Raw genomic sequence first — 19277 nt, 5'->3', positions numbered from 1 at the left:
TTCAAATCCTGTCCTTCTGTGCGCTGGCGCGAGTGTGCTCTTTGCTGTTGCTTGAAGTACTCGCCAGTTCCGTTGGAATGTCACTGCGGTGTAAGGTTGCCCGTGGCACTGAACTGCCTTGCTCTTGGTCATAATCCTTCTTGACAGGGGACCGCAAACAACCTCGCTCCGACGCCTGAATTCGCGGCACAATTGTCGGTTACACTCCTGCCAATTGCACAAAGACGCTGCGCAATCCGACGACCTGGCCCACTTTTGAGAACGCTATCCCATGACCTATCAACCGGACTCCGACTCCGTCGCCAAATTTCTTGAACAGACACCTGAATTTTTCCAGGAGCACGCTGAGCTTTTGGGCAGGGTCAAACTGAGCAGTCCGCTCGGTGGCCGCACCCTGTCGCTACAGGAGCGCCAGATGGACGTAATGCGGCAAAAGGTGAAGTTGATGGAAATGCGACTGGCCGATCTGATGCGACTGGCAGAAGAAAACCACGCCATCTCCGACAAGATTCAGCACTGGACGCGCAGTTTGCTGCTAGCGCGGAACGATGTCGACCTGCCACATGTTCTGGTCGAGGGCTTGAAGACCACGTTCTCGGTTCCCCAGGCCACATTGCGCATCTGGACTGTCGCACCCGATTTTTCCCATACCTGGTTCGCCGCGCCGGTCTCGGAAGATGCCCGATTGTTTGCCGGTAGTCTGCATGCGCCGTTCTGCGGCAGAAACGACGACTACGAAGCCGCCTCGTGGCTCGATGAAGCGTCATCCGTGCAATCCATTGCGATGCTGCCGCTGCGTGTCGGCGCAGCACCGGAAGTCTTCGGCATTCTGGTGCTGGGATCGGCAGATCCGCTGCGGTTTGCCTCTGGCATGGGGACCGACTTCCTGACCAGGATAGGCGAGACATCCAGTGCAGCACTGACCTGCTTGCTGGATTAAACCGGGATCACCCAGATGCGCCGCGACCTTGAACTCCATCAAATCGATGCCTATCTGGACTCCCTGAAAAATCTGCGCCATCTGGCCGCACTGAGCATCCGTAGTTATCGGCGGGATCTGGTAGACCTGACGGATCTGGCGGAAAAACTCGATACCGCACCGGCGCTGGCCGACCTGACCCAACTGCAAGTGCGTCGATTGGCCGCGCAACTCCACGCGCGCGATCTGAATCCCCGATCCATTGCCCGAAAATTATCCGCCTGGCGTGGGTTTTTTCGCTGGCTGGCCGAACAGGGCTGCATCAAGGCGAATCCTGCTGACGGCGTCAAAGCACCCAGACGCAGCAAGCCGCTGCCGAAAGCTCTCTCTGCCGATGATGCGGTGCGATTGGTGTCACGCAGCAACGACCAAGACAACGACTATCCCGAGCAGCGTGCATGCGACCATGCGATGTTCGAGTTGCTGTACTCCAGTGGCTTGCGTGTCTCCGAGCTAACCGGCCTGGATGTACGTTACGCAAAAACTGCGACGCATCACTCTGCCGGCTGGATAGACTTTGCTGCAGGGGAAGTGACGGTAACTGGAAAAGGTAACAAACTGCGAACAGTGCCCGTTGGCCGTGCGGCGCTCGACGCGCTACGAGGCTGGCTGGATGTCCGGCCGGTGGCAACCGGGGCGGACCCGCATGCACTGTTCATCAATACGCGCGGCAAGCGAGTTTCGGCCCGGTTGGTACAACTGAGGTTAAAAGCCCATGCGATCAAGACTGGCATTCCGGCCAATGTGCATCCGCATGTATTGCGTCACTCGTTTGCTTCGCATGTGCTGCAATCGTCCGGCGACCTGCGGGCCGTACAGGAAATGCTGGGGCATGCTTCCATTGCATCGACGCAAGTCTATACGGCGCTGGACTTTCAGCGGCTGGCACAGGTGTACGACGCGGCCCACCCACGTGCGAAAAAGTCCACCTGATCGGCAAATCGGAAAACGGGTATCGCTTCTGTATCTCATCAGGTAAGCCAGATGACGTGGATGGCGTCAAATTTATTACCAGCCGTCTTCCTCCTGTCTATTGGAATATCCGGAATCGCCTCCACTTCTGCCACATCGCAAATTCAACCCATGCATGTCTTGACCTGAACCCATGGCACTCATCCCGACCACTATCCTGACCGGCTTTCTCGGCTCCGGCAAAACGACCTTACTCAACCGCATATTGCAGGAGCCGCACGGCTTTCGGATTGCCGTCATCGAAAACGAATTCGGCCCTGAAAACATCGACAACGAAATCCTGGTCCAGGACAGTTCCGAGCAAATTATCGAAATGAACAACGGGTGCATTTGTTGCACAGTGCGGGGCGACCTGATTGTCGCTCTGTCGGCATTGGCCGACCGCCGTGCAGCAGGCGAGCTGCATTTCGACAGGCTCGTCATCGAAACGACGGGACTGGCAAATCCCGGTCCGGTAGCGCAAACGTTTTTTGTGGATGACGCAGTGGCAAGCCAGTACATGCTCGACGCTATTATTACCGTCGTCGATGCCAGACACGGCATGCAGCAGCTCGACGATCACGAAGAGGCGCAACGTCAGGTGGGCTTCGCAGACCGACTGCTGATATCGAAAACAGACCTGGTATCTGCCGAAGAGCTTGCGCAACTGACAGCGCGCATCAAAAGGATTAATCCGCGCGCAGCCATCGGCAAGTCGGCATTCGGCGACACGCCGATTGCCGAGATCCTCGACATACGAGGCTTCAACCTCAACGACAAGCTGGATATCGACCCTGATTTCCTGAGTGCCGATGAAGAAACTGGTCATGAACATACGGACGACTGCGCAGGCCATGAAGGACACGACCATCATCACGATCACCATCATTCCGGTCACACCGACGATATCAAGGCATTTGTCTTCAAGAGCCTGCGGCCATTCGACACGGCGCGACTCGATGACTTCCTCGGCAGCATTGTTCAGGTGTACGGCCCACGCATGTTGCGCTACAAAGGCGTACTCGTGATGGACGGTGCCGACCGCAAGGTGTTGTTTCAAGGCGTACATCAAATCATGGGCAGCGATATCGGCGCACGCTGGGGTGAGTCGGAAACGCGTCAGAGCAAGCTGGTTTTTATCGGCAAAAATTTACCGGAAGACATTTTTATTCGCGGACTCGAACAGTGTTTGGTATAAACTCCGAAAAGATCGCTAACACAGGATTTATCATCCGTCTTAAAACCTGAAAAGTAGATCGTAAAAGTTGATGTGGTGCATGGTGTAACGGTCCCATCAAGGATAGCGTCCATTAGCGCCACACTTGTAAGATCGGTCATTGCCAATACGACCGAAACTGCAAGTAGCACCAAAGTCGTATCCGAATGCAGCGTCACGCTTGTCGAACGCTGGCAGGGCAATCGGCAGGCAGTAAAACCCGTACACGAATGAAAATGAATACGATGTCGCCAACCCGACTCAGCGTTCGATAGCGACGACGGCACCGACAATGCGCTCCCGAGCGTCGACAGGACCACAGCACCCCAATCCGAAGCACCTCTGAGCATCAACAATGCCAGTGATGGATTTGAGGATAAAATTCAACGAATTGCAGTCTTGAAAGTAATCGAAGTGGCAACCAAAACATCCAAAACAAATTCTCCTGGAACCGCCGAAGGCGCGTTGCTGACAGAAGCGCAACTGATCAAGATGGGTGAAAAAGAGTACATGAACGAAGCGCAACTGGCTTTTTTCAAGACTCGCCTTCAGCAACTTGAAAAAGACCTGCTCAAGAACGCCGGTGAAACCACTGAGCACTTGCGGGAAACGGTGCTGGTTCCCGATCCGGCAGATCGTGCGACGATCGAAGAAGAGCATGCACTGGAATTGCGTACACGCGACCGCGAGCGCAAGTTGCTGAAAAAAGTACAGCAGTCGATTGCAAGCATCGATGGTGGCGAATACGGCTGGTGTGAAGAGACCGGCGAACCGATCGGCATTCCGCGCTTGCTGGCACGTCCGACGGCGACGTTATCGCTCGAAGCGCAACAACGTCGTGAACTGAAGCAGAAACTGTACGGTGATTGATATTGCTGTACGACGATATCGCAATCAACCGTCCCGATAAATAGCAGGTTTGACGTGCTGGCATCGGCAATTGCCAAAGCCGCACGAGATGACCTGACAAGAATATATTGGCCGTCATGATTGAACGGTGCTAGTACAGGCCGCTCCAAGACATTGCACGGGCATTACTCGGCTTATTTATCCCTGGCCAAACCGGGGACACATCGTCAGGCGAATCTTGGGGATTTTTTCTTTTTTGAGTAAAAAAGATCGACGGGAGCCATCGCCGCTCTCGGAAATTGACTCGCCCCGTCAGCGCCGCCGCGAAAACTTCCAAGTACAGAATACGCCTGCCAATAATACTGATCGACATGCTGCCACGCAGGTCGATCAACGCAACGCCGCACGCAAGACCGCATTGAAAATCGATGCCATCGAATTCGAAATGTCGTCGGAATTGACACGCCTGCCAGCCGCTCCGCAATCGGTCAATGGACATCTCAAACCCACTCGCCAGCCCCCCGGTAACGCACCTTCGACGGCAGTATTGCAAGCATCTGGCACATTACCGCTTGCAACGAACAGTCACCTGACCGAGGCCGCCTCGTTGCAGGAAATACCCGACGACTTTTTGCTCGGAGGGAATAACGGCATGCAGAAACTAGCGCTTGCAACATCGGAAGCAGCGCAAGCCATCGAAGAAGCCGCGATCTTATTTGCCAATGAGCAAAATTCGCTTGTCGAGAGCATGCTCACGGAGGCAATCGATACCACTGCGCCTCAAGAATCGACGCCAACGGCATGGGGCATGCTATTTGATTTGTACCAGGTCACAGACCGGCAAATAGCGTTCGAGAATTTGTCGATCAAGTATGCAAGCCGGTTTGAAACGTCGCCACCACCGTGGATTGCGCGGACAGGCATTCGGACCGTTACATCGACCGTGCCTGCGCGCACCCGGGCGTCGGTCGCGTTATCCGGAAAGCTGGATGGGACATTTCAAAAGCAACTGGACCGGATCCAGAAGCTGGGCGAGAGCAATTCGTTGCTCCAGCTCGACCTGACGCAAGTCGCCGCAGTCAATTTCGAAGGCTGCGCACTATTGCTGGCTACCCTGGAAAAGTTGCGCGAGATGACGTGTGGCGTCTCGCTGGTCAATGCCACTGAGTTTGCACAAAAAATTCGCAGTACCGTCGAAGTAGGCCGGCGCGACGACAGCGAGGCACCATGGTTGCTCTTGCTGGAAATACTCCAGCTACAGGGACGCCAGCAAGATTTCGAAGACACGAGTATCGATTATTGTGTGACCTTCGAAGTCTCTCCACCCGCATTTATTCCTTCTGGTACAAACTTGGCCGACCACGAGGCCACTGCAATCTCTGCCAGCGTGCCAGTCAATGTGTTCCGGATGCCGGCACTGATCCTTGGCAAAACCGACGTGGTTGGTACCATCCTCCAGTTTGCGCGCCAGCACAATCACGCAATTTTTGATTGCAGCGATCTGGTGCGTGTCGACTTCAGTGCGGCTGGCCAGCTTCTCACCGGCCTTACCCCGTTGGCCCGCGACGACCGCATTATCGAAATGCGCAACCTCAACCAGCTCGTCATCGCCCTCTTCAACGTCATGGGATTGCAGGCAATTGTCCGCATTCTGCCCCGCAAAGAATAACCAGCACGTTGCCCGCCTTCTTGTAATTGACAGGCCGGACCCCATTTTCAGAATACACGGTGTGATGGAGGCAATCGATGCCGTCACTGCGCGAGACATCTGAAAGGTAGGCATGGAACAATTTCACGGCACAACAATCCTGTCAGTAAGACGCGGCAATCTGGTCGCACTGGGCGGAGACGGCCAGGTGACACTTGGCAATATCGTCATGAAGGGCACCGCACGCAAAGTGCGCAAACTCTACAACGGCAAGGTACTGGCAGGGTTTGCAGGCGGCACGGCAGATGCATTCACGTTAATCGAGCTATTTGAAGCCAAGCTCGAAAAATATCAGGGCAACCTGATGCGTGCCTCGGTAGAGCTCGCCAAAAACTGGCGTACTGACCGCATGCTGCGACGCCTCGAAGCCATGCTTCTGGTAGCGGACCGCGAAACCACGCTCATCATCACCGGCAATGGCGATGTACTGGAACCGGAAGACGGTATCGGCGCCATCGGCTCGGGCGGCACATTCGCGCAATCCGCCGCCAAAGCGCTGCAGGAAAACACCGATTTATCGCCGGCTGAGGTGGTTAAAAAGTCGCTGACGATTGCCGGCGAACTCTGCATTTACACCAATTTCTCCCACACGATCGAGACACTGGAATGAGCCTGCCCCGAAACGACATGAACATGACGCCACAGGAAATCGTGGCCGAACTCGACAAACACGTGGTCGGACAAGCCAACGCCAAGCGTGCTGTGGCGATTGCCCTGCGTAACCGCTGGCGCCGCCAGCAGGTTGCTGAGCCGTTGCGCCATGAAATCACGCCCAAGAATATCCTGATGATCGGTCCCACGGGTGTCGGCAAGACCGAGATTGCGCGTCGCCTGGCACGGCTGGCCGATGCGCCGTTCATCAAGATCGAAGCGACAAAATTTACCGAGGTAGGCTATGTCGGCCGCGACGTCGATACCATCATTCGCGACCTGATCGACATCGGCATCAAGCAAACCCGCGAAACCGAAATGCGCAAGGTGCGCGCCCGTGCCGTCGATGCTGCCGAAGACCGCATCATCGACATCCTGGTACCACCGGCACGGGATTTCGGGTTCAATGCAACGCCGAGCGCCGCTGACACCGACGTGGCCAGCGGTAACACCACGCGTCAAACCTTTCGCAAGCGCCTGCGCGAGGGTGCGCTGGATGACCGCATCATCGACATCGAACTCAACGAAGCCACGCCACAAATGGAAATTATGGCGCCGCCCGGCATGGAAGAAATGACCGAGCAGATCAAGTCCATGTTCTCGGGCGCAGGCGGCAGTCGCAAGAAGTCGCGCAAGGTCAAGATCAGCGAGGCACTGAAACTACTGATCGACGACGAAGCCGGCAAGCTGCTCAATGAAGACGAGCTAAAGCTGCTGGCGATCCACAATGTCGAGCAAAACGGTATCGTATTCCTCGATGAAATCGACAAGATCGCGACCCGCTCCGAAACCGGCAATGCCGATGTCTCGCGCGCTGGCGTGCAGCGCGACCTGCTGCCGCTGGTCGAAGGCACGACCGTCAACACCAAGTACGGCCGCATCCGCACCGACCACATTCTGTTCATCGCCTCTGGTGCATTCCATCTGGCCAAACCATCGGACCTGATCCCGGAACTGCAGGGACGCTTCCCGATCCGGGTCGAGCTCGAATCACTGTCGATTGCCGATTTCGAACGCATCCTCACGGGCACCGATGCCTGCCTGACCAAGCAATACCAGGCGCTGCTGGCGACCGAAAACCTGACCATCGAATTTACTGCAGACGGTATTCGGCGGCTCGCCGAGATCGCTTTTTCCGTCAACGAAAAAAACGAAAATATCGGTGCTCGCCGGTTGTACACCGTGATGGAAAAACTGCTGGAAGAGATGTCATTCAATGCCACCGAACGCAGCGGCAATACCGTCGAAATTACGGCAGCGTATGTCGATGAGCGACTGGGCGCACTAGCGGTGAACGAGGATTTGTCGCGTTACGTGCTGTGAGCCAGCAGACGCGCAGTTATTCAGCGGCGCTGATCAGCTGCGCCGGTGGGTTGCCCTGCCTGGCGGGCAAGTGCGACGAATGCCTCCAGATAATCGATCGGTGCATCCGTCTCACGTACGCCAAAAAATAGCTGTTTCGGGATACCGTTGCGGCCCAGGCGCACCGGCGTAATCGCCACTTTGTCCGCATATTCGGCGACCAGCCAACCCGGTAAGGCCGCCACGCCCCGGCCCGCCGCCACCATCTGCAACATGATGTCGGTGGTCTCGATCACCTTGTGTTTTCTGGGCGCATAGCCGGCCGGCAGCAAAAACTGGTTGTAAATATCCAGCCGCTCGATCTCCACCGGATAGGTGATGAGCGTTTCAGTGGACAGCTGCTTGGGCACGACATAAGCATGGTGCGCCAGAGGATGCTGCTGTCCGACGACCAGTACCTGCTCATAGTCAAAGACGGGCTCAAAGCGCAGCCCAGGCTTGTACAACGGATCGGGCGTGACAAGAATATCGATGTCATAACCGAACAAGGCACCAAGACCGCCGAACTGGAATTTTTGTTTGACGTCCACATCGACGTCCGGCCAGTTCGCCAGATAAGGCGAGACGACTTTCAGCAACCACTGATAGCAGGGATGGCATTCCATGCCGATGCGCAGCGTCCCGCGTTGCCCCTCGGCGTATTGATGCATGCGCTGTTCCGCATGGTCCAGTTGCGGCAGCAGACGATGCGCCAGCGCCAGTAAATACTGCCCTGCTTGCGTCAGCCGCAGGGTGCGCCCCTCTCTGGTCCAGATGGCGGTACCTAATTGCAGCTCGATTTTCTTGATGGTGTGGCTCAAGGCCGATTGCGTCACGAACAACGCGGCTGCCGCAGCGGTCAGGGAACCCTGACGCTCGACTTCGCGGATGATGGTCAGATGAATGCGTTCCAGCATAGTCGACCCATGAATATAAATAATGTATTAATTAAATAATACCATTATTTTTCATGGAAGCCAGACGCTAAGATGAGCCTGGTTCAATAACTGGAGCAGCCATCATGGTGACAACGCACAATCTCGGATTTCCTCGCATCGGTGCCAAACGCGAACTTAAATTCGCGCTGGAAAATTATTGGCAAGGACTGTCTTCGCAGAGCGAGTTGTCCACGGCAGGAGCGCTATTGCGTCAGCGCCACTGGGAAAACCAATCCGCCATGGATCTAGTTCCTGTGGGCGATTTTTCTTTCTATGATCAGATGCTGGACATGAGCTTCACGCTCGGAAATATTCCAGCGCGTGTACGTGATCTTGCAGGCAGTCCTCTGGACAATTACTTCCGTGTCGCACGCGGTCGCTCGGCCAATGAATCCGCCTGCAGCTGTGTACATGCCGGCGAAATGACAAAATGGTTCGACACCAATTATCACTATATCGTCCCGGAATTTAGCGCCGACACCACCTTCTCGCTGGATGCTTCGCGGCTGCTGGATCAGCTGACGCAAGCGCAGCAACTCGATGTAAGAGCCAAGCCCGTCATCATCGGACCAGTGACGTATTTGTGGCTGGGCAAGGCCAAAGACGATTCGGACAAACTTGCCTTGCTGCCGCGTCTGTTGCCGGTCTATGTCGCGCTGCTCGATCAGTTGGCGGCACGCGGTATCGAGTGGGTGCAGATCGACGAACCGGTGCTGGTGACAGAACTCAATGCCGAATGGCAGCAGGCATTCGATACGGCCTATGCAGTATTAAAAACCAGCCAGGTCAAATTGCTGGTGGCCACCTATTTCGGCCAATTGCAAGACAACCTGGCGTTGGCATGCCGGCTGCCGGTACACGGCCTGCACGTCGACGCCATCAATGCCCGCGACGAGGTCGCGCAACTCGTTGCACAATTGCCGGCCGATAAAGTGCTGTCATTGGGTGTGATCAATGGCCGCAATATCTGGAAAACGGATTTGCATGCGACGCTGGAATGGCTGGAACCCGTTCATCGTGTCTTGCAAGACCGGTTGTGGATCGCGCCGTCCTGTTCCCTGTTGCATGTGCCGGTTGATCTCGATAGCGAACAGAAGCTGGATCGCGACATGCATTCCTGGTTAGCGTTCGCGCTGCAAAAACTCGATGAGTTGCACACACTGGCCAAGGCCTTGAACAAAGGGCGCGTATCGGTACAGGAGGCGTTGATCGCCAACCATGTCGCGGTCGAGACGCGACGGACGTCTGCGCGCGTACACGTACCAGCGGTGAAAGAGGCCATCGCCAGGATCGACGCCACACTGGGCAAGCGTGCCAGCGGCTATGCGCAACGCGCAGCAAAGCAATCCGCATTGCTCAAGTTGCCCGCCTACCCCACCACCACCATTGGTTCCTTTCCGCAAACAGCGGAGATCCGTCAGGCCAGAAATCAGTTTCGTCAGGGTGTATTGAACGAAGCCGCCTACAACACGCTGATGCAGCGCGAAATCGCCCACTGCGTGCGGGAACAGGAAGCATTGGGTCTGGACGTGCTGGTGCATGGCGAGGCAGAACGCAACGATATGGTCGAATACTTTGGCGAACAACTCGACGGCTACGCGTTCAGCCAGTTCGGGTGGGTGCAATCCTACGGATCGCGCTGCGTGAAGCCGCCAATTCTGTTTGGCGACATTCGCCGTCCGAAGGCCATGACCGTCGCCTGGACAACGTATGCGCAGTCGCTCACCGACAAGCCGATGAAAGGCATGTTGACCGGACCGGTCACCATCCTCAACTGGTCATTTGTTCGCGATGATCAGCCGCGGTCGGTGTCATGCCATCAGTTGGCATTGGCGATCCGGGAAGAAGTGCTGGACCTGGAAAAAGCCGGCGTACGCATCATCCAGATCGACGAAGCGGCATTGCGTGAAGGCCTGCCGCTGCGCCAATCGCAGTGGAACGATTACCTGCAGTGGGCGGTAGAGTCCTTCCGCATCACGGCCAACGGCGTGCAGGACGAGACCCAGATCCATACGCACATGTGCTATTCCGAATTCAATGACATCATCGCGGCGATCGCCGAAATGGATGCGGACGTGATCACGATAGAGACATCGCGTTCCGACATGGAATTGCTGGCTGCCTTTGACCACTTCAATTATCCGAATGAAATCGGTCCGGGTGTCTACGACATCCATACGCCGAACATCCCAAGTCAGGAGCACATGGTGCAATTGATACGCAAGGCGGAAGAGCGCATTCCGGCCTCACGCTTATGGATCAATCCGGATTGCGGATTAAAAACGCGCAACTGGAAGGAAGTGATTCCGGCGTTAAAAAACATGGTCGAGGCAGCAAGAACGCTGCGCCGCGCAGCCTGAATCAGCTCAACCGGGGCGCCATCAAATAAAAGCGCTGACCTTAATTTGCTCTGCCGCCCTGCTGTGACGTACCAAACCCACCTTGCATCTGGGTACCGCCCTGCGGACTCTGTTGTGCGCCGGGCGGTTGCATCGGGTCCTGTGCCGGTGTGACTGCGCTCATGCCCGGAGCAGCTTGACCCTGGTCGGGGACGACCATTGGCGCCTGCGGTGACGGCTCGGGAGATGACTGTGGCGGTTGCTGTTGCGGGACCAAGGTGCGTTGCGGCGGCACCGCAGTCGGCAACACCATCGCCGGTTGCGGGATCATCTGCTGCAACGCGGGCTGTACCGGCGACTGAAACTGCATCGACGATTTCGGGCTTTCCTGCAATTCGACACGTTTTACCACTCCGCCTTCGGACAGCAACACGTATTGGGAATGGACTTCCTTGACCGTGACACCGGGCACTACTTCGACATCCACGCGGATGGCCTGCGGCGGTTTGCCATCGGCGACCAGAATCGCCACGCTTTCGCGTCCGTTGCCTGCCACCACTACTCCCTTGAGCAGGAAGTTACTGGCCACGGCGACCTTGGCAGCACGGCCACCGAACAGGCCGGCGGCGAGTTCCAGCGAGGTATCGGTGCGCACATTCTGGGCGATCGGTGCCATCGGGCGTTGCTGCGGCTTCATGAATTGCAGCGTCCAGTAGGTTGCCGACGCACACAGTGCGATGAACAACACAAAACTCACGATCATCGGCAAGCGCTTCATACCATTCCTTGTTGAGACGGCCTGATGCCGGTTCGGTTATTTCTGCGATTGTTTTTGAGATTGTTTCTGCGGCTACGGTTGCAATAATCCATCGTTACCTCACCAGCTGGTTGATTTCAATAATCGGCATCAACACGGCCAGCACGATCAACAGCACCACCACGCCCATCGCCAGGATCAGTGCCGGTTCCAGCAAGCCGGCCATGGTCAGCGCACGTCGCTCCAGGTCCTGTTCCTGCGCATTCGAGGCGCGTTCCAGCATGGCCGGCAACTCGCCGGTAATTTCGCCGGCCCGGATCATGTGGATCAGCATCGGCGGGAAGTGCTTGTGCGCCGATAGCGCGCGCGCCAGGCCGACGCCTTCCCGCACACTGTTGGCCGCTTCTTCGACCTGCTGGCGCATCGCCACGTTCGACAGCGTGTCGCGGCTGGTCTGCAACGCCCGCAGGATGGGCACGCCGGACCCGGTGGTGATGGCGAGCGTGCTGGCGAAACGCGCGGTATTGAGGCTGCGCTCGAACTTGCCATACAACGGTGCCGTTAGCAGCCAGGTATGCCAGCGCAACTTGATGTCGGGATTTTTCAGGGCACCGCGCCAGGCGAACCCGAAGGCAATCACGACCACCAGCACCATCCAGCCGTAGTTGCGGACAAAGTCCGATACCGCCAGCATCATCACCGTCAGCAGCGGCAACTTTTGCTTGGTATTGGCAAACACCGACACGATTTGCGGCACCACATAGGTCAGCAAAAAGATCACGATCGCGAAGGCCACCACGGTGACGATGGCGGGATACGTGAACGCCAGCTTGACCTTTTGCACCAGCGCATTGCGCCGCTCGATATAGTCGGCCAGCCGCGACAGCACTTTGGCGAGCTGGCCGATCTGTTCGCCCGACGACACCAGCGCCCGGTAAATATCGGCGAAGTCACGCGGGTGATGCGACAACGCATCCGACAACGACGCGCCCCCCATGACTTCGGAACGGATCGAGGCAATCAGGTCGCGCAGATAGGTCCGTTCGGCCTGCTCCAGCAAGGCAGACAGGGCCTGTTCCAGCGGCAGGCTGGCTTCCAGCAGGCTGGCGAGCTGGCGCGTGAACAGCGCGAGTTCGGTAGTGGATAATTTGTCGCCAAAGCTGCGCGCCCGGGTTTGCCCGGCATCATCGACCTGCGAGGCAATTGCCCCAACCGTGATCGGTGTCAGCCCCTGACTGCGCAGGTCGGCCCTGGCCGCACGCGCGCTGTCGGCGTTGACGACGCCCTTCTTGGTTTTACCGCCGTCGTCGACGGCTTCATAACGGAATGCCGGCACGCGTTAATCCTTGGTGACGCGCAGCAGTTCTGCCTGCGTGGTGACGCCGTTGTCGAGCCAGCGCTCGCCGTCTTCGCGCATGGTACGCATGCCATCGTGCTGGGCCGCGTTGCGGATCTCGGCTTCGGACGCCCGGTTGTGAATCTGGGCACGGATCGCTTCGGTGGTACGCAACAGTTCATAGACGCCCACCCGGCCCTGATAGCCGGTCTGGCCGCACTGATCGCAACCGACGGCCTGCCAGTACGTGCCGTCGAAAGTACGGCAATGCGTACACAGCTTGCGCACCAGTCGCTGCGCGACCACGCCCAGCAACGACGATGACAACAGGAACGGTTCGATCCCCATGTCCAGCAAACGCGTGACGGCCGCCGCCGAGTCGTTGGTGTGCAAGGTGGCCAGCACCAGATGGCCGGTCAATGATGCTTGCACCGCAATTTGTGCCGTTTCGAGGTCGCGGATTTCGCCGATCATGATGACGTCCGGGTCCTGCCGCAGGATCGCCCGCAAGGCCTTGGCAAAGGTCATGTCGATGCGCTGGTTGACCTGGGTCTGGCCGACGCCGGCCAGTTCATATTCGATCGGATCTTCCACCGTCAGGATGTTGGTGGTCGAGACATTGAGCATCGACAGCGCGGCATACAGCGTGGTGGTCTTGCCGGAACCGGTCGGGCCGGTCACCAGCACGATGCCGTGCGGCTGGCCGATCAGCTCATCGAACTGCGGCATGACGGCTTCGCTCATGCCCAAGTGTTCCAGGTCGAGTCGGCCGGCTTCCTTGTCGAGCAGACGCAGCACGGCGCGCTCGCCATGGCCGGTCGGCAGTGTCGAGACGCGCACGTCGACCGGCTTGCCACCGACGCGCAGCGTGATGCGGCCATCCTGCGGCAGGCGCTTTTCGGCAATGTCGAGCTGCGCCATGATCTTGATACGTGAAATCAGCGATGCATGGATGGCTTTCTTGGGGCGCACCACGTCGCGCAAGGTGCCGTCGATGCGAAAGCGCACCACCGAAATCTGTTCGAACGGTTCGATGTGGATATCCGACGCGCCTTCGCGCAGGGACTGCGTCAGCAGCGCATTGATCATCCGGATCACCGGCGCATCGTCGGCCGATTCCAGCAGGTCTTCGACAGCTGGCATGTCCAGCATCAGCTTGTTGAGGTCGAGATCCGACTCGTATTCATCGATGACCTGGGCCGCATCGCCACCGGAACCGGCATAGGCTTTTGCAATCGCCGCTTCCAGCTCGACCCGCGGCATCGAACGCAACTTGATGCGGCCGAAGCGGCGGCTGACTTCTGCCACGGCGGTCGGTTGCGTGGCATCGGACACCCACACCTCGACTGCGCTGTCAGGCGTCAGGCGATGGGCCAGCAACGCGAAGTCACGGGCAAAAGCGTAAGGCAGAAGTCGTGCATCAATCATGAGGGCTCGTGGACGGTGGAATTAGTTGGTGAACGGTGCCGGCACCGGCGAGACTTTCGGCGGCATTCCCTGCGCTGGTGCCACCGGACGCACCATGGCACCACCGATCGGCTGGCCGTTGTCGAGCGCCGGTAAGGTAGGCGCGATCATGTTCGGCAGTACCGCTGTTTCACGTGGCTGGGATTGCTGTTCGATCTTGCGCATGTAGTCATACCGGTCACCCGACACGCTCAGGCTCTGTTCGTTGCTGCGGATGATGGTCGGACGCAGGAACACCATCAGGTTGGTCTTGGTCCGGTTGCGCTTCTGGTACTTGAACAGATTGCCGACAACCGGCAGGTCGCCCAGACCCGGCACCCGTTCATTGCCATCTTCCATCGTATCTTCGATCAGCCCGCCCAGCACCACGATCTGGCCGTCATCGACCAGCACGTTGGTGTCGATCGAGCGTTTGCTGGTGATGATACCGGCGGTGTTGGTGGTGCTCTGGACGGCCGAGGTTTCCTGATAGATCGCCATCTTGACGGTGCCGCCCTCGGAAATCTGCGGCCGCACGCGCAGCGACAAGCCGACATCCTTGCGCTCGACCGTCTGGAACGGGTTGACACCACTACCACCGCCGGATGCTTGCGTGGTGTACTGGCCGGTAATGAACGGTACGTTCTGGCCAACGATGATGCGTGCCTCTTCGTTATCGAGCGTGATCAGGTTCGGCATCGACAGAATGTTGGTGCCGTCATCCGATTCCAGCGCACGCGCCAGTGCGCCGAGACCGAGCGCGCCATTAATCTGGCGGAACACGCCCAGCGTCAGGCCGGCTCCAACCGTCGGTACGCCAGTGCCGTTCTTGGCAGCAGCAGCCAAAGCGGCGATATTGTCAGTCGAAAAGGTACTGGCACCGCCCACCCGGTAGTTACTGGTCGAGTTGCCGCTCAAGCCGAGCCACTGGATACCGAACTCGGCAGCCTTCTTGGCAGACACTTCGACGATCAGCGACTCGATATACACCTGCGCACGACGCACATCCAGTTGATCGATGACCACGCGCAGGTTGCGGTAGACCGCTTCGCTGGCGGTGATGATCAGCGTGTTGGTGGTGGCATCGGCCTGAATGAAGCCACCCGCACCGCCGGTGGCGCCGGAGTTTTGCTGGTTGCCTGACGAACTGGTTTGTTGCAGCGGCTGCAGGCTCGTGCCGCCCGCCGCGCCACCTTGTGGTTGCTGTTGTGATTGCTGTTGCTGGGCTTGCTGCGGCGCCGGCGACGAGGTGTCGTTCGTCATCACCGAACGCAGTGTTTGCGCCAGCTTGGTCGCGTCGGCGTTACGCAGATAGACCACATGCACATTGCCCGGCTGCGCCGTAGGCTGATCCAGCCGCGCGATCAATGACTTGGCCAGGTTGGCGCGCGCCAGTGACGGTGCACGAATGATCAGGGAATTGGTGCGACTGTCGGCTAGCACGCTGACCCGGCCAGGGTCGGCCGCACCGGCGGCAGTCCCCTGCTCCAGCAGGCGGCCCACTACCTGTGCCAGATCGTTGGCGATGGCGTAGCGGATCGGCACGATGTCGACATCGCTGCTGGCGGGTGCATCCAGCGCGGCGACGATCTTGCTCAGACGTCGCAAATTGTCGGCGTAATCGGTGATCACCAGCGAGTTGTTGCCGGGGTTGGCATTGATCGTATTGTTGGGCGAAATCAGCGGCCGCAACACCGTGACCAGATTGGCCGCCGACTCATAATTCAGCCGGAAAATCTGCGTGGCGATCTGGTCACCCTTGATGTTGGCACCACCGGTCGGACCGGCTTGCAGTTTGGCATCAGCTTCGGGTACCACCTTGGCAAAGTTTTCACCCATCACGACCGCGTAGCCCTGCAGCCGCAGCGCCGACGTCAGCAGGCTGAAGGCCTGCGCCTTGGTCACCGGTTTTTCGGACACCAGACTGATCGTGCCCTTGACGCGCGGGTCGATGATGAAGGTCATGTTGGTGTATTGACCCACTGCCTTGATGACCGATTCGATGTCGGCACCGACAAAATTCATGACGGCGGATCCAGCTGGCGGTTCGACGGCCAGCGATGGTTGCGGCAGTCCAGCCATTGCGCACAAAACCAGAACCGCGGCGCTGATGCGACGCCATGCGGGCTGGGTGGAGGGAGCGGAGAAATGTGTATGCACGAAGTAATTTTCCATTATTTGAACTCTAACGCGATAACGGTCTTGTCGCCGTCAGGACGGCGCTGACCCAGCAGATTCAGCAAATTCGCCAGCTTGTCTTCCTGGCCGGCTTCGGCTTCGGCCTTGCCAGAAAACTGCAGCCGGCCATTGGTGAGGGAACCGCTGCCAGAGAGCAGCATCGGTCCGCGATTGGTATTCAGTTGCACGCTCGCCTGGGTGCCACGCCAGTCCATCAGGACCACATAACTGCCCAGCGGGCGCACCGGCGACATGCGCGAGGCCACGTCGCGCAACGCCAGCTGCATGCTGCCCAGCAGGTCGACGCCCGGCCCGTTGCGGCTAATCTGCAGTGGCCCCCACGACAGTTGCATCACGCCGGACGGTTGCACCGTATTCAATGGCGCCCCCAGACCGGCCAGACGTTCTGCCGGCAAGGTCAGCGCCGCAGCACTCACTTGCCATGCGCTCCAGCTGCCGGTGACCTGCACGGTGCCGGTCAGCGCCGCAGGATTGTCCAGCGACAGATCAACCCGTCCAAACAGCACCAGCGGCGACAGCCGCCAGGTAAAGCGTCCCGGCAGCAATGGCGTGACCGGATCATTGCCACCGGCCGCGCCGCCAATGAAGGCCGAGCCGCGCCATAACGAACCCTGCGCATCACCCAATGTCAGCCGGCCCTGCGTTTGCTTTTCCAGCAACAAGCCCATCCAGCTGGCCGGACAAAAAGCCAGTACGGTCAGTGCCACGCTCAGCAAGCCAGCGGCCAGCCATAGTACGACACCCGGCCAGCGCCGCGGGCGATCACTCACTCCTGGTCCCGCTCTTTTGCTGGCGCAAGGTCAGGGTTGCATTGACCATGTCGCTGGCCGTCAACGCCGTGATGGTGGTGTCGATGACCGACAGGCGCATGGTTTTTTGTACTTCATCGAGCCAGCCGATCAGTGCCGCAAAGGATGCCGACGTCAATTGGAGTCGAATCACTTCGTCGGTGACCACCACGCTTTGCGGCTTCAGGCCACGCGCTGCCAATGAGGCTTCCATACTTTCCTTGGTGATCACTGGCGGTGGTGGCGCGGGGTTGGCGGCCAGGGCGACGGCATCGCGCGACAGTTGCTGTATCTCGGCCGCTTTCTGGCGCAGCTCCGGCAGGCTCTTGCGTAACTGTGCCCTGCCAGACAAGGCGGGATCGATCAGCAACAAATAAATCAGCGCGGCCAGAATGACGCTGCCGATGATCAATAGTTGCTTGCGTTCTTTGGTACTGCGGTCGTTCCAGAACGCGGCAGCCGCATCGCGCAAACGGTTGAGGTTGGCACTGAAGTTAGCATTGGCCGACGTGCTCATCGGGTACTCCGTATCTGCCAGACACCGGCATTCTGTTGGGACAAGCTGAGCTGCTGCTGGGCCAGCGCGGCCTTGATCTGGTCCAGCGGTGGCGCTGCGTCGGGCTTGAGTTTGATGAGCAGGCCACGGTCGTGATATTCGATACCGGCAATCATCAGCGACTGACCACCCTGCATCACGCTGCTCCAGGCGGTAGTGAAGGCGATCAGCATGCTGCTGAAATCATCCGGCGCCGCTTGCCCCGACGCACGCTGGCCGACGGCGATTTTCTGGCGCATCTGGACGATCGGATCGATGATGGCGGTCTCTTTCGGGAACGCGGTCTTGTAGACCAGGATCATGCCCGTTTGCAGCGCATTGGCTTCACGTTTCATGCGCAGCCAGTCGACATTGAGTGCGACCACATTGAGCAGCAGCGCCACCACGCCCAGACCGATGGCCCAGCGCCAAGGCCGCCAGTTCAGTCCGCCGCCGGCAGCGACGCCCAATCCGTTCATCAGATTAAGCGTGACCTCGCGGGCACTGGTAATCCAGCGCAGCCAGTTGTCGGCAAACAGGCTGATCCGTTCATGCAGCACCGCGCTGTCGAGCACTGCCTGATAAGCGGCCATGCTGGACGGCGCGACATACAGGGCAATCGGTGCTTGTGGCACGACCGCACACAGGGTTTGCACCGCCTCCTGGACCGCGCTTTCAGCCTGGTCTGGCAGGATGGCAATACCGATCCCCTCGTCCGCACCGAGGCGAATCACCAGGTCGAGGTCGGTACTGCGCTCGGCGATGGCAGCAGTGACCACGCCGTCCTGGTGTGCCACGCAGAGCTGGGTCGGCAAGGCCTTGATGTTGCGGGCGCCCAGCCGGCTCAGTGAACCCACCAGTTGTTCCAGCCAGGCACGCTGCACCACGGCGACGGAACGCAGGCCATCGGCACCCGCCGGGCCGGCGACAATGGCGCAATCGACGGGGTCCGACATCAGTTTTTCTTCCAGCAAATTGGGCAGGGCTGCCCGCAAACGGGACGACGACAGCGGCGGCACGCGGATGCGTAACAGCGTCACATCGCTGGCCGCCAGCAACATCGTCACCTGCTGGGCTTGCCCGATGACGGGACCCAGATCGTCCAGCGCCGCATCGCCTTCGCGGACAATCGCGCCGCCGTCCGTGACCAGGGCAAATGCACAGACCAGCTGGCCGATGTCGTCAAGACGCTCGGCGGCGGCCCTGGATAGCAGGCGAATGTACAGTGTGCTCAAGTGGTTCCG

At 58.6% G+C, this 19277-nt stretch carries 16 protein-coding genes; 8 read left to right on the top strand and 8 right to left on the bottom strand.

Translation table 11 applies throughout. From position 1 onward, the window contains the following. Window positions 1–271: 271 nt before the first annotated feature. The 7 genes from ABD720_RS09780 to hslU all read left to right on the top strand — a co-directional run bounded on the left by ABD720_RS09780 (window position 272) and on the right by hslU (window position 7677). Window positions 272–940 carry a DUF484 family protein gene (locus ABD720_RS09780; protein WP_344763095.1) on the top strand — a complete coding sequence of 223 codons (669 nt, stop codon included), beginning with the start codon at window positions 272–274 and terminating at the stop codon, window positions 938–940. Between the two features lie 15 nt (window positions 941–955). Continuing rightward, on the top strand, window positions 956–1912 hold the full coding sequence (locus ABD720_RS09775; RefSeq protein WP_344763094.1) for a tyrosine recombinase XerC: 957 nt from the start codon (window positions 956–958) through the stop codon (window positions 1910–1912). Window positions 1913–2084: 172 nt separating this feature from the next. Next, window positions 2085–3128 (top strand): CobW family GTP-binding protein, encoded by a 1044-nt coding sequence (locus ABD720_RS09770; protein ID WP_344763093.1) that lies wholly within the window; start codon window positions 2085–2087, stop codon window positions 3126–3128. A gap of 483 nt (window positions 3129–3611) precedes the next feature. Further along, window positions 3612–4016: an RNA polymerase-binding protein DksA gene (gene dksA / locus ABD720_RS09765; protein WP_344763668.1), complete on the top strand. Its 405-nt coding sequence runs from the start codon at window positions 3612–3614 to the stop codon at window positions 4014–4016. A 397-nt stretch (window positions 4017–4413) separates the two neighbouring features. Continuing rightward, window positions 4414–5664 carry an STAS domain-containing protein gene (locus tag ABD720_RS09760; RefSeq protein ID WP_344763092.1) on the top strand — a complete coding sequence of 417 codons (1251 nt, stop codon included), beginning with the start codon at window positions 4414–4416 and terminating at the stop codon, window positions 5662–5664. A 112-nt stretch (window positions 5665–5776) separates the two neighbouring features. Continuing rightward, on the top strand, window positions 5777–6313 hold the full coding sequence (gene hslV / locus ABD720_RS09755; protein ID WP_344763091.1) for an ATP-dependent protease subunit HslV: 537 nt from the start codon (window positions 5777–5779) through the stop codon (window positions 6311–6313). Window positions 6314–6330: 17 nt separating this feature from the next. Continuing rightward, window positions 6331–7677 (top strand): ATP-dependent protease ATPase subunit HslU, encoded by a 1347-nt coding sequence (gene hslU / locus ABD720_RS09750; protein ID WP_344763667.1) that lies wholly within the window; start codon window positions 6331–6333, stop codon window positions 7675–7677. A gap of 20 nt (window positions 7678–7697) precedes the next feature. On the opposite strand, the gene ABD720_RS09745 is transcribed toward hslU, so the two are convergent. Next, window positions 7698–8612 carry a LysR family transcriptional regulator gene (locus ABD720_RS09745; protein WP_344763090.1) on the bottom strand — a complete coding sequence of 305 codons (915 nt, stop codon included), beginning with the start codon at window positions 8610–8612 and terminating at the stop codon, window positions 7698–7700. 104 nt (window positions 8613–8716) lie between these two features. Between ABD720_RS09745 and metE the strand changes: the two genes are divergently transcribed. Then, window positions 8717–10993: a 5-methyltetrahydropteroyltriglutamate--homocysteine S-methyltransferase gene (gene metE / locus ABD720_RS09740; protein ID WP_344763089.1), complete on the top strand. Its 2277-nt coding sequence runs from the start codon at window positions 8717–8719 to the stop codon at window positions 10991–10993. Between the two features lie 40 nt (window positions 10994–11033). On the opposite strand, the gene ABD720_RS09735 is transcribed toward metE, so the two are convergent. The 7 genes from ABD720_RS09735 to gspL form a co-directional block, all read right to left on the bottom strand. Continuing rightward, entirely contained in the window at window positions 11034–11750 is a 717-nt protein-coding gene (locus ABD720_RS09735; RefSeq protein ID WP_344763088.1) for a type II secretion system protein N, read from the bottom strand. 94 nt (window positions 11751–11844) lie between these two features. Further along, complete coding sequence (gene gspF, locus ABD720_RS09730) at window positions 11845–13065, bottom strand: type II secretion system inner membrane protein GspF (protein ID WP_344763087.1); 1221 nt, start codon at window positions 13063–13065, stop codon at window positions 11845–11847. A gap of 3 nt (window positions 13066–13068) precedes the next feature. Next, window positions 13069–14493: a type II secretion system ATPase GspE gene (gene gspE, locus ABD720_RS09725; protein WP_344763086.1), complete on the bottom strand. Its 1425-nt coding sequence runs from the start codon at window positions 14491–14493 to the stop codon at window positions 13069–13071. 21 nt (window positions 14494–14514) lie between these two features. Continuing rightward, complete coding sequence (gene gspD / locus ABD720_RS09720) at window positions 14515–16671, bottom strand: type II secretion system secretin GspD (protein ID WP_344763085.1); 2157 nt, start codon at window positions 16669–16671, stop codon at window positions 14515–14517. Window positions 16672–16685: 14 nt separating this feature from the next. Then, the gene (locus ABD720_RS09715) at window positions 16686–17480 is read right to left on the bottom strand and encodes a type II secretion system protein N (RefSeq protein WP_344763084.1); all 795 of its coding nucleotides are present in this window, start codon (window positions 17478–17480) and stop codon (window positions 16686–16688) included. Then, the gene (gspM, locus tag ABD720_RS09710) at window positions 17473–18015 is read right to left on the bottom strand and encodes a type II secretion system protein GspM (protein ID WP_344763083.1); all 543 of its coding nucleotides are present in this window, start codon (window positions 18013–18015) and stop codon (window positions 17473–17475) included. The genes ABD720_RS09715 and gspM overlap by 8 nt, the downstream gene beginning before the upstream one ends. Next, entirely contained in the window at window positions 18012–19268 is a 1257-nt protein-coding gene (gene gspL, locus ABD720_RS09705; protein ID WP_344763082.1) for a type II secretion system protein GspL, read from the bottom strand. Before gspL ends, gspM begins: the two co-directional genes overlap by 4 nt. Window positions 19269–19277 lie beyond the last annotated feature (9 nt).

The sequence above is a fragment of the Actimicrobium antarcticum genome (assembly GCF_039536745.1).
Lineage (GTDB): Bacteria > Pseudomonadota > Gammaproteobacteria > Burkholderiales > Burkholderiaceae_D > Actimicrobium > Actimicrobium antarcticum.
Note: the sequence above shows the minus strand (reverse complement) of the source record. Positions and strands in the feature narration are given on the sequence as shown.

What these genes read in the sequence shown, in the direction of transcription:
- ABD720_RS09775 (WP_344763094.1), top strand. Translation starts at nt 956, where the DNA reads ATGCGCCGCGACCTTGAACTCCATCAAATCGATGCCTATCTGGACTCC.
- ABD720_RS09735 (WP_344763088.1), bottom strand. Translation starts at nt 11,750, where the DNA reads ATGAAGCGCTTGCCGATGATCGTGAGTTTTGTGTTGTTCATCGCACTG.
- ABD720_RS09780 (WP_344763095.1), top strand. Translation starts at nt 272, where the DNA reads ATGACCTATCAACCGGACTCCGACTCCGTCGCCAAATTTCTTGAACAG.
- hslV (WP_344763091.1), top strand. Translation starts at nt 5,777, where the DNA reads ATGGAACAATTTCACGGCACAACAATCCTGTCAGTAAGACGCGGCAAT.
- gspE (WP_344763086.1), bottom strand. Translation starts at nt 14,493, where the DNA reads ATGATTGATGCACGACTTCTGCCTTACGCTTTTGCCCGTGACTTCGCG.
- gspM (WP_344763083.1), bottom strand. Translation starts at nt 18,015, where the DNA reads ATGAGCACGTCGGCCAATGCTAACTTCAGTGCCAACCTCAACCGTTTG.
- ABD720_RS09745 (WP_344763090.1), bottom strand. Translation starts at nt 8,612, where the DNA reads ATGCTGGAACGCATTCATCTGACCATCATCCGCGAAGTCGAGCGTCAG.
- hslU (WP_344763667.1), top strand. Translation starts at nt 6,331, where the DNA reads ATGAACATGACGCCACAGGAAATCGTGGCCGAACTCGACAAACACGTG.
- metE (WP_344763089.1), top strand. Translation starts at nt 8,717, where the DNA reads ATGGTGACAACGCACAATCTCGGATTTCCTCGCATCGGTGCCAAACGC.
- ABD720_RS09770 (WP_344763093.1), top strand. Translation starts at nt 2,085, where the DNA reads ATGGCACTCATCCCGACCACTATCCTGACCGGCTTTCTCGGCTCCGGC.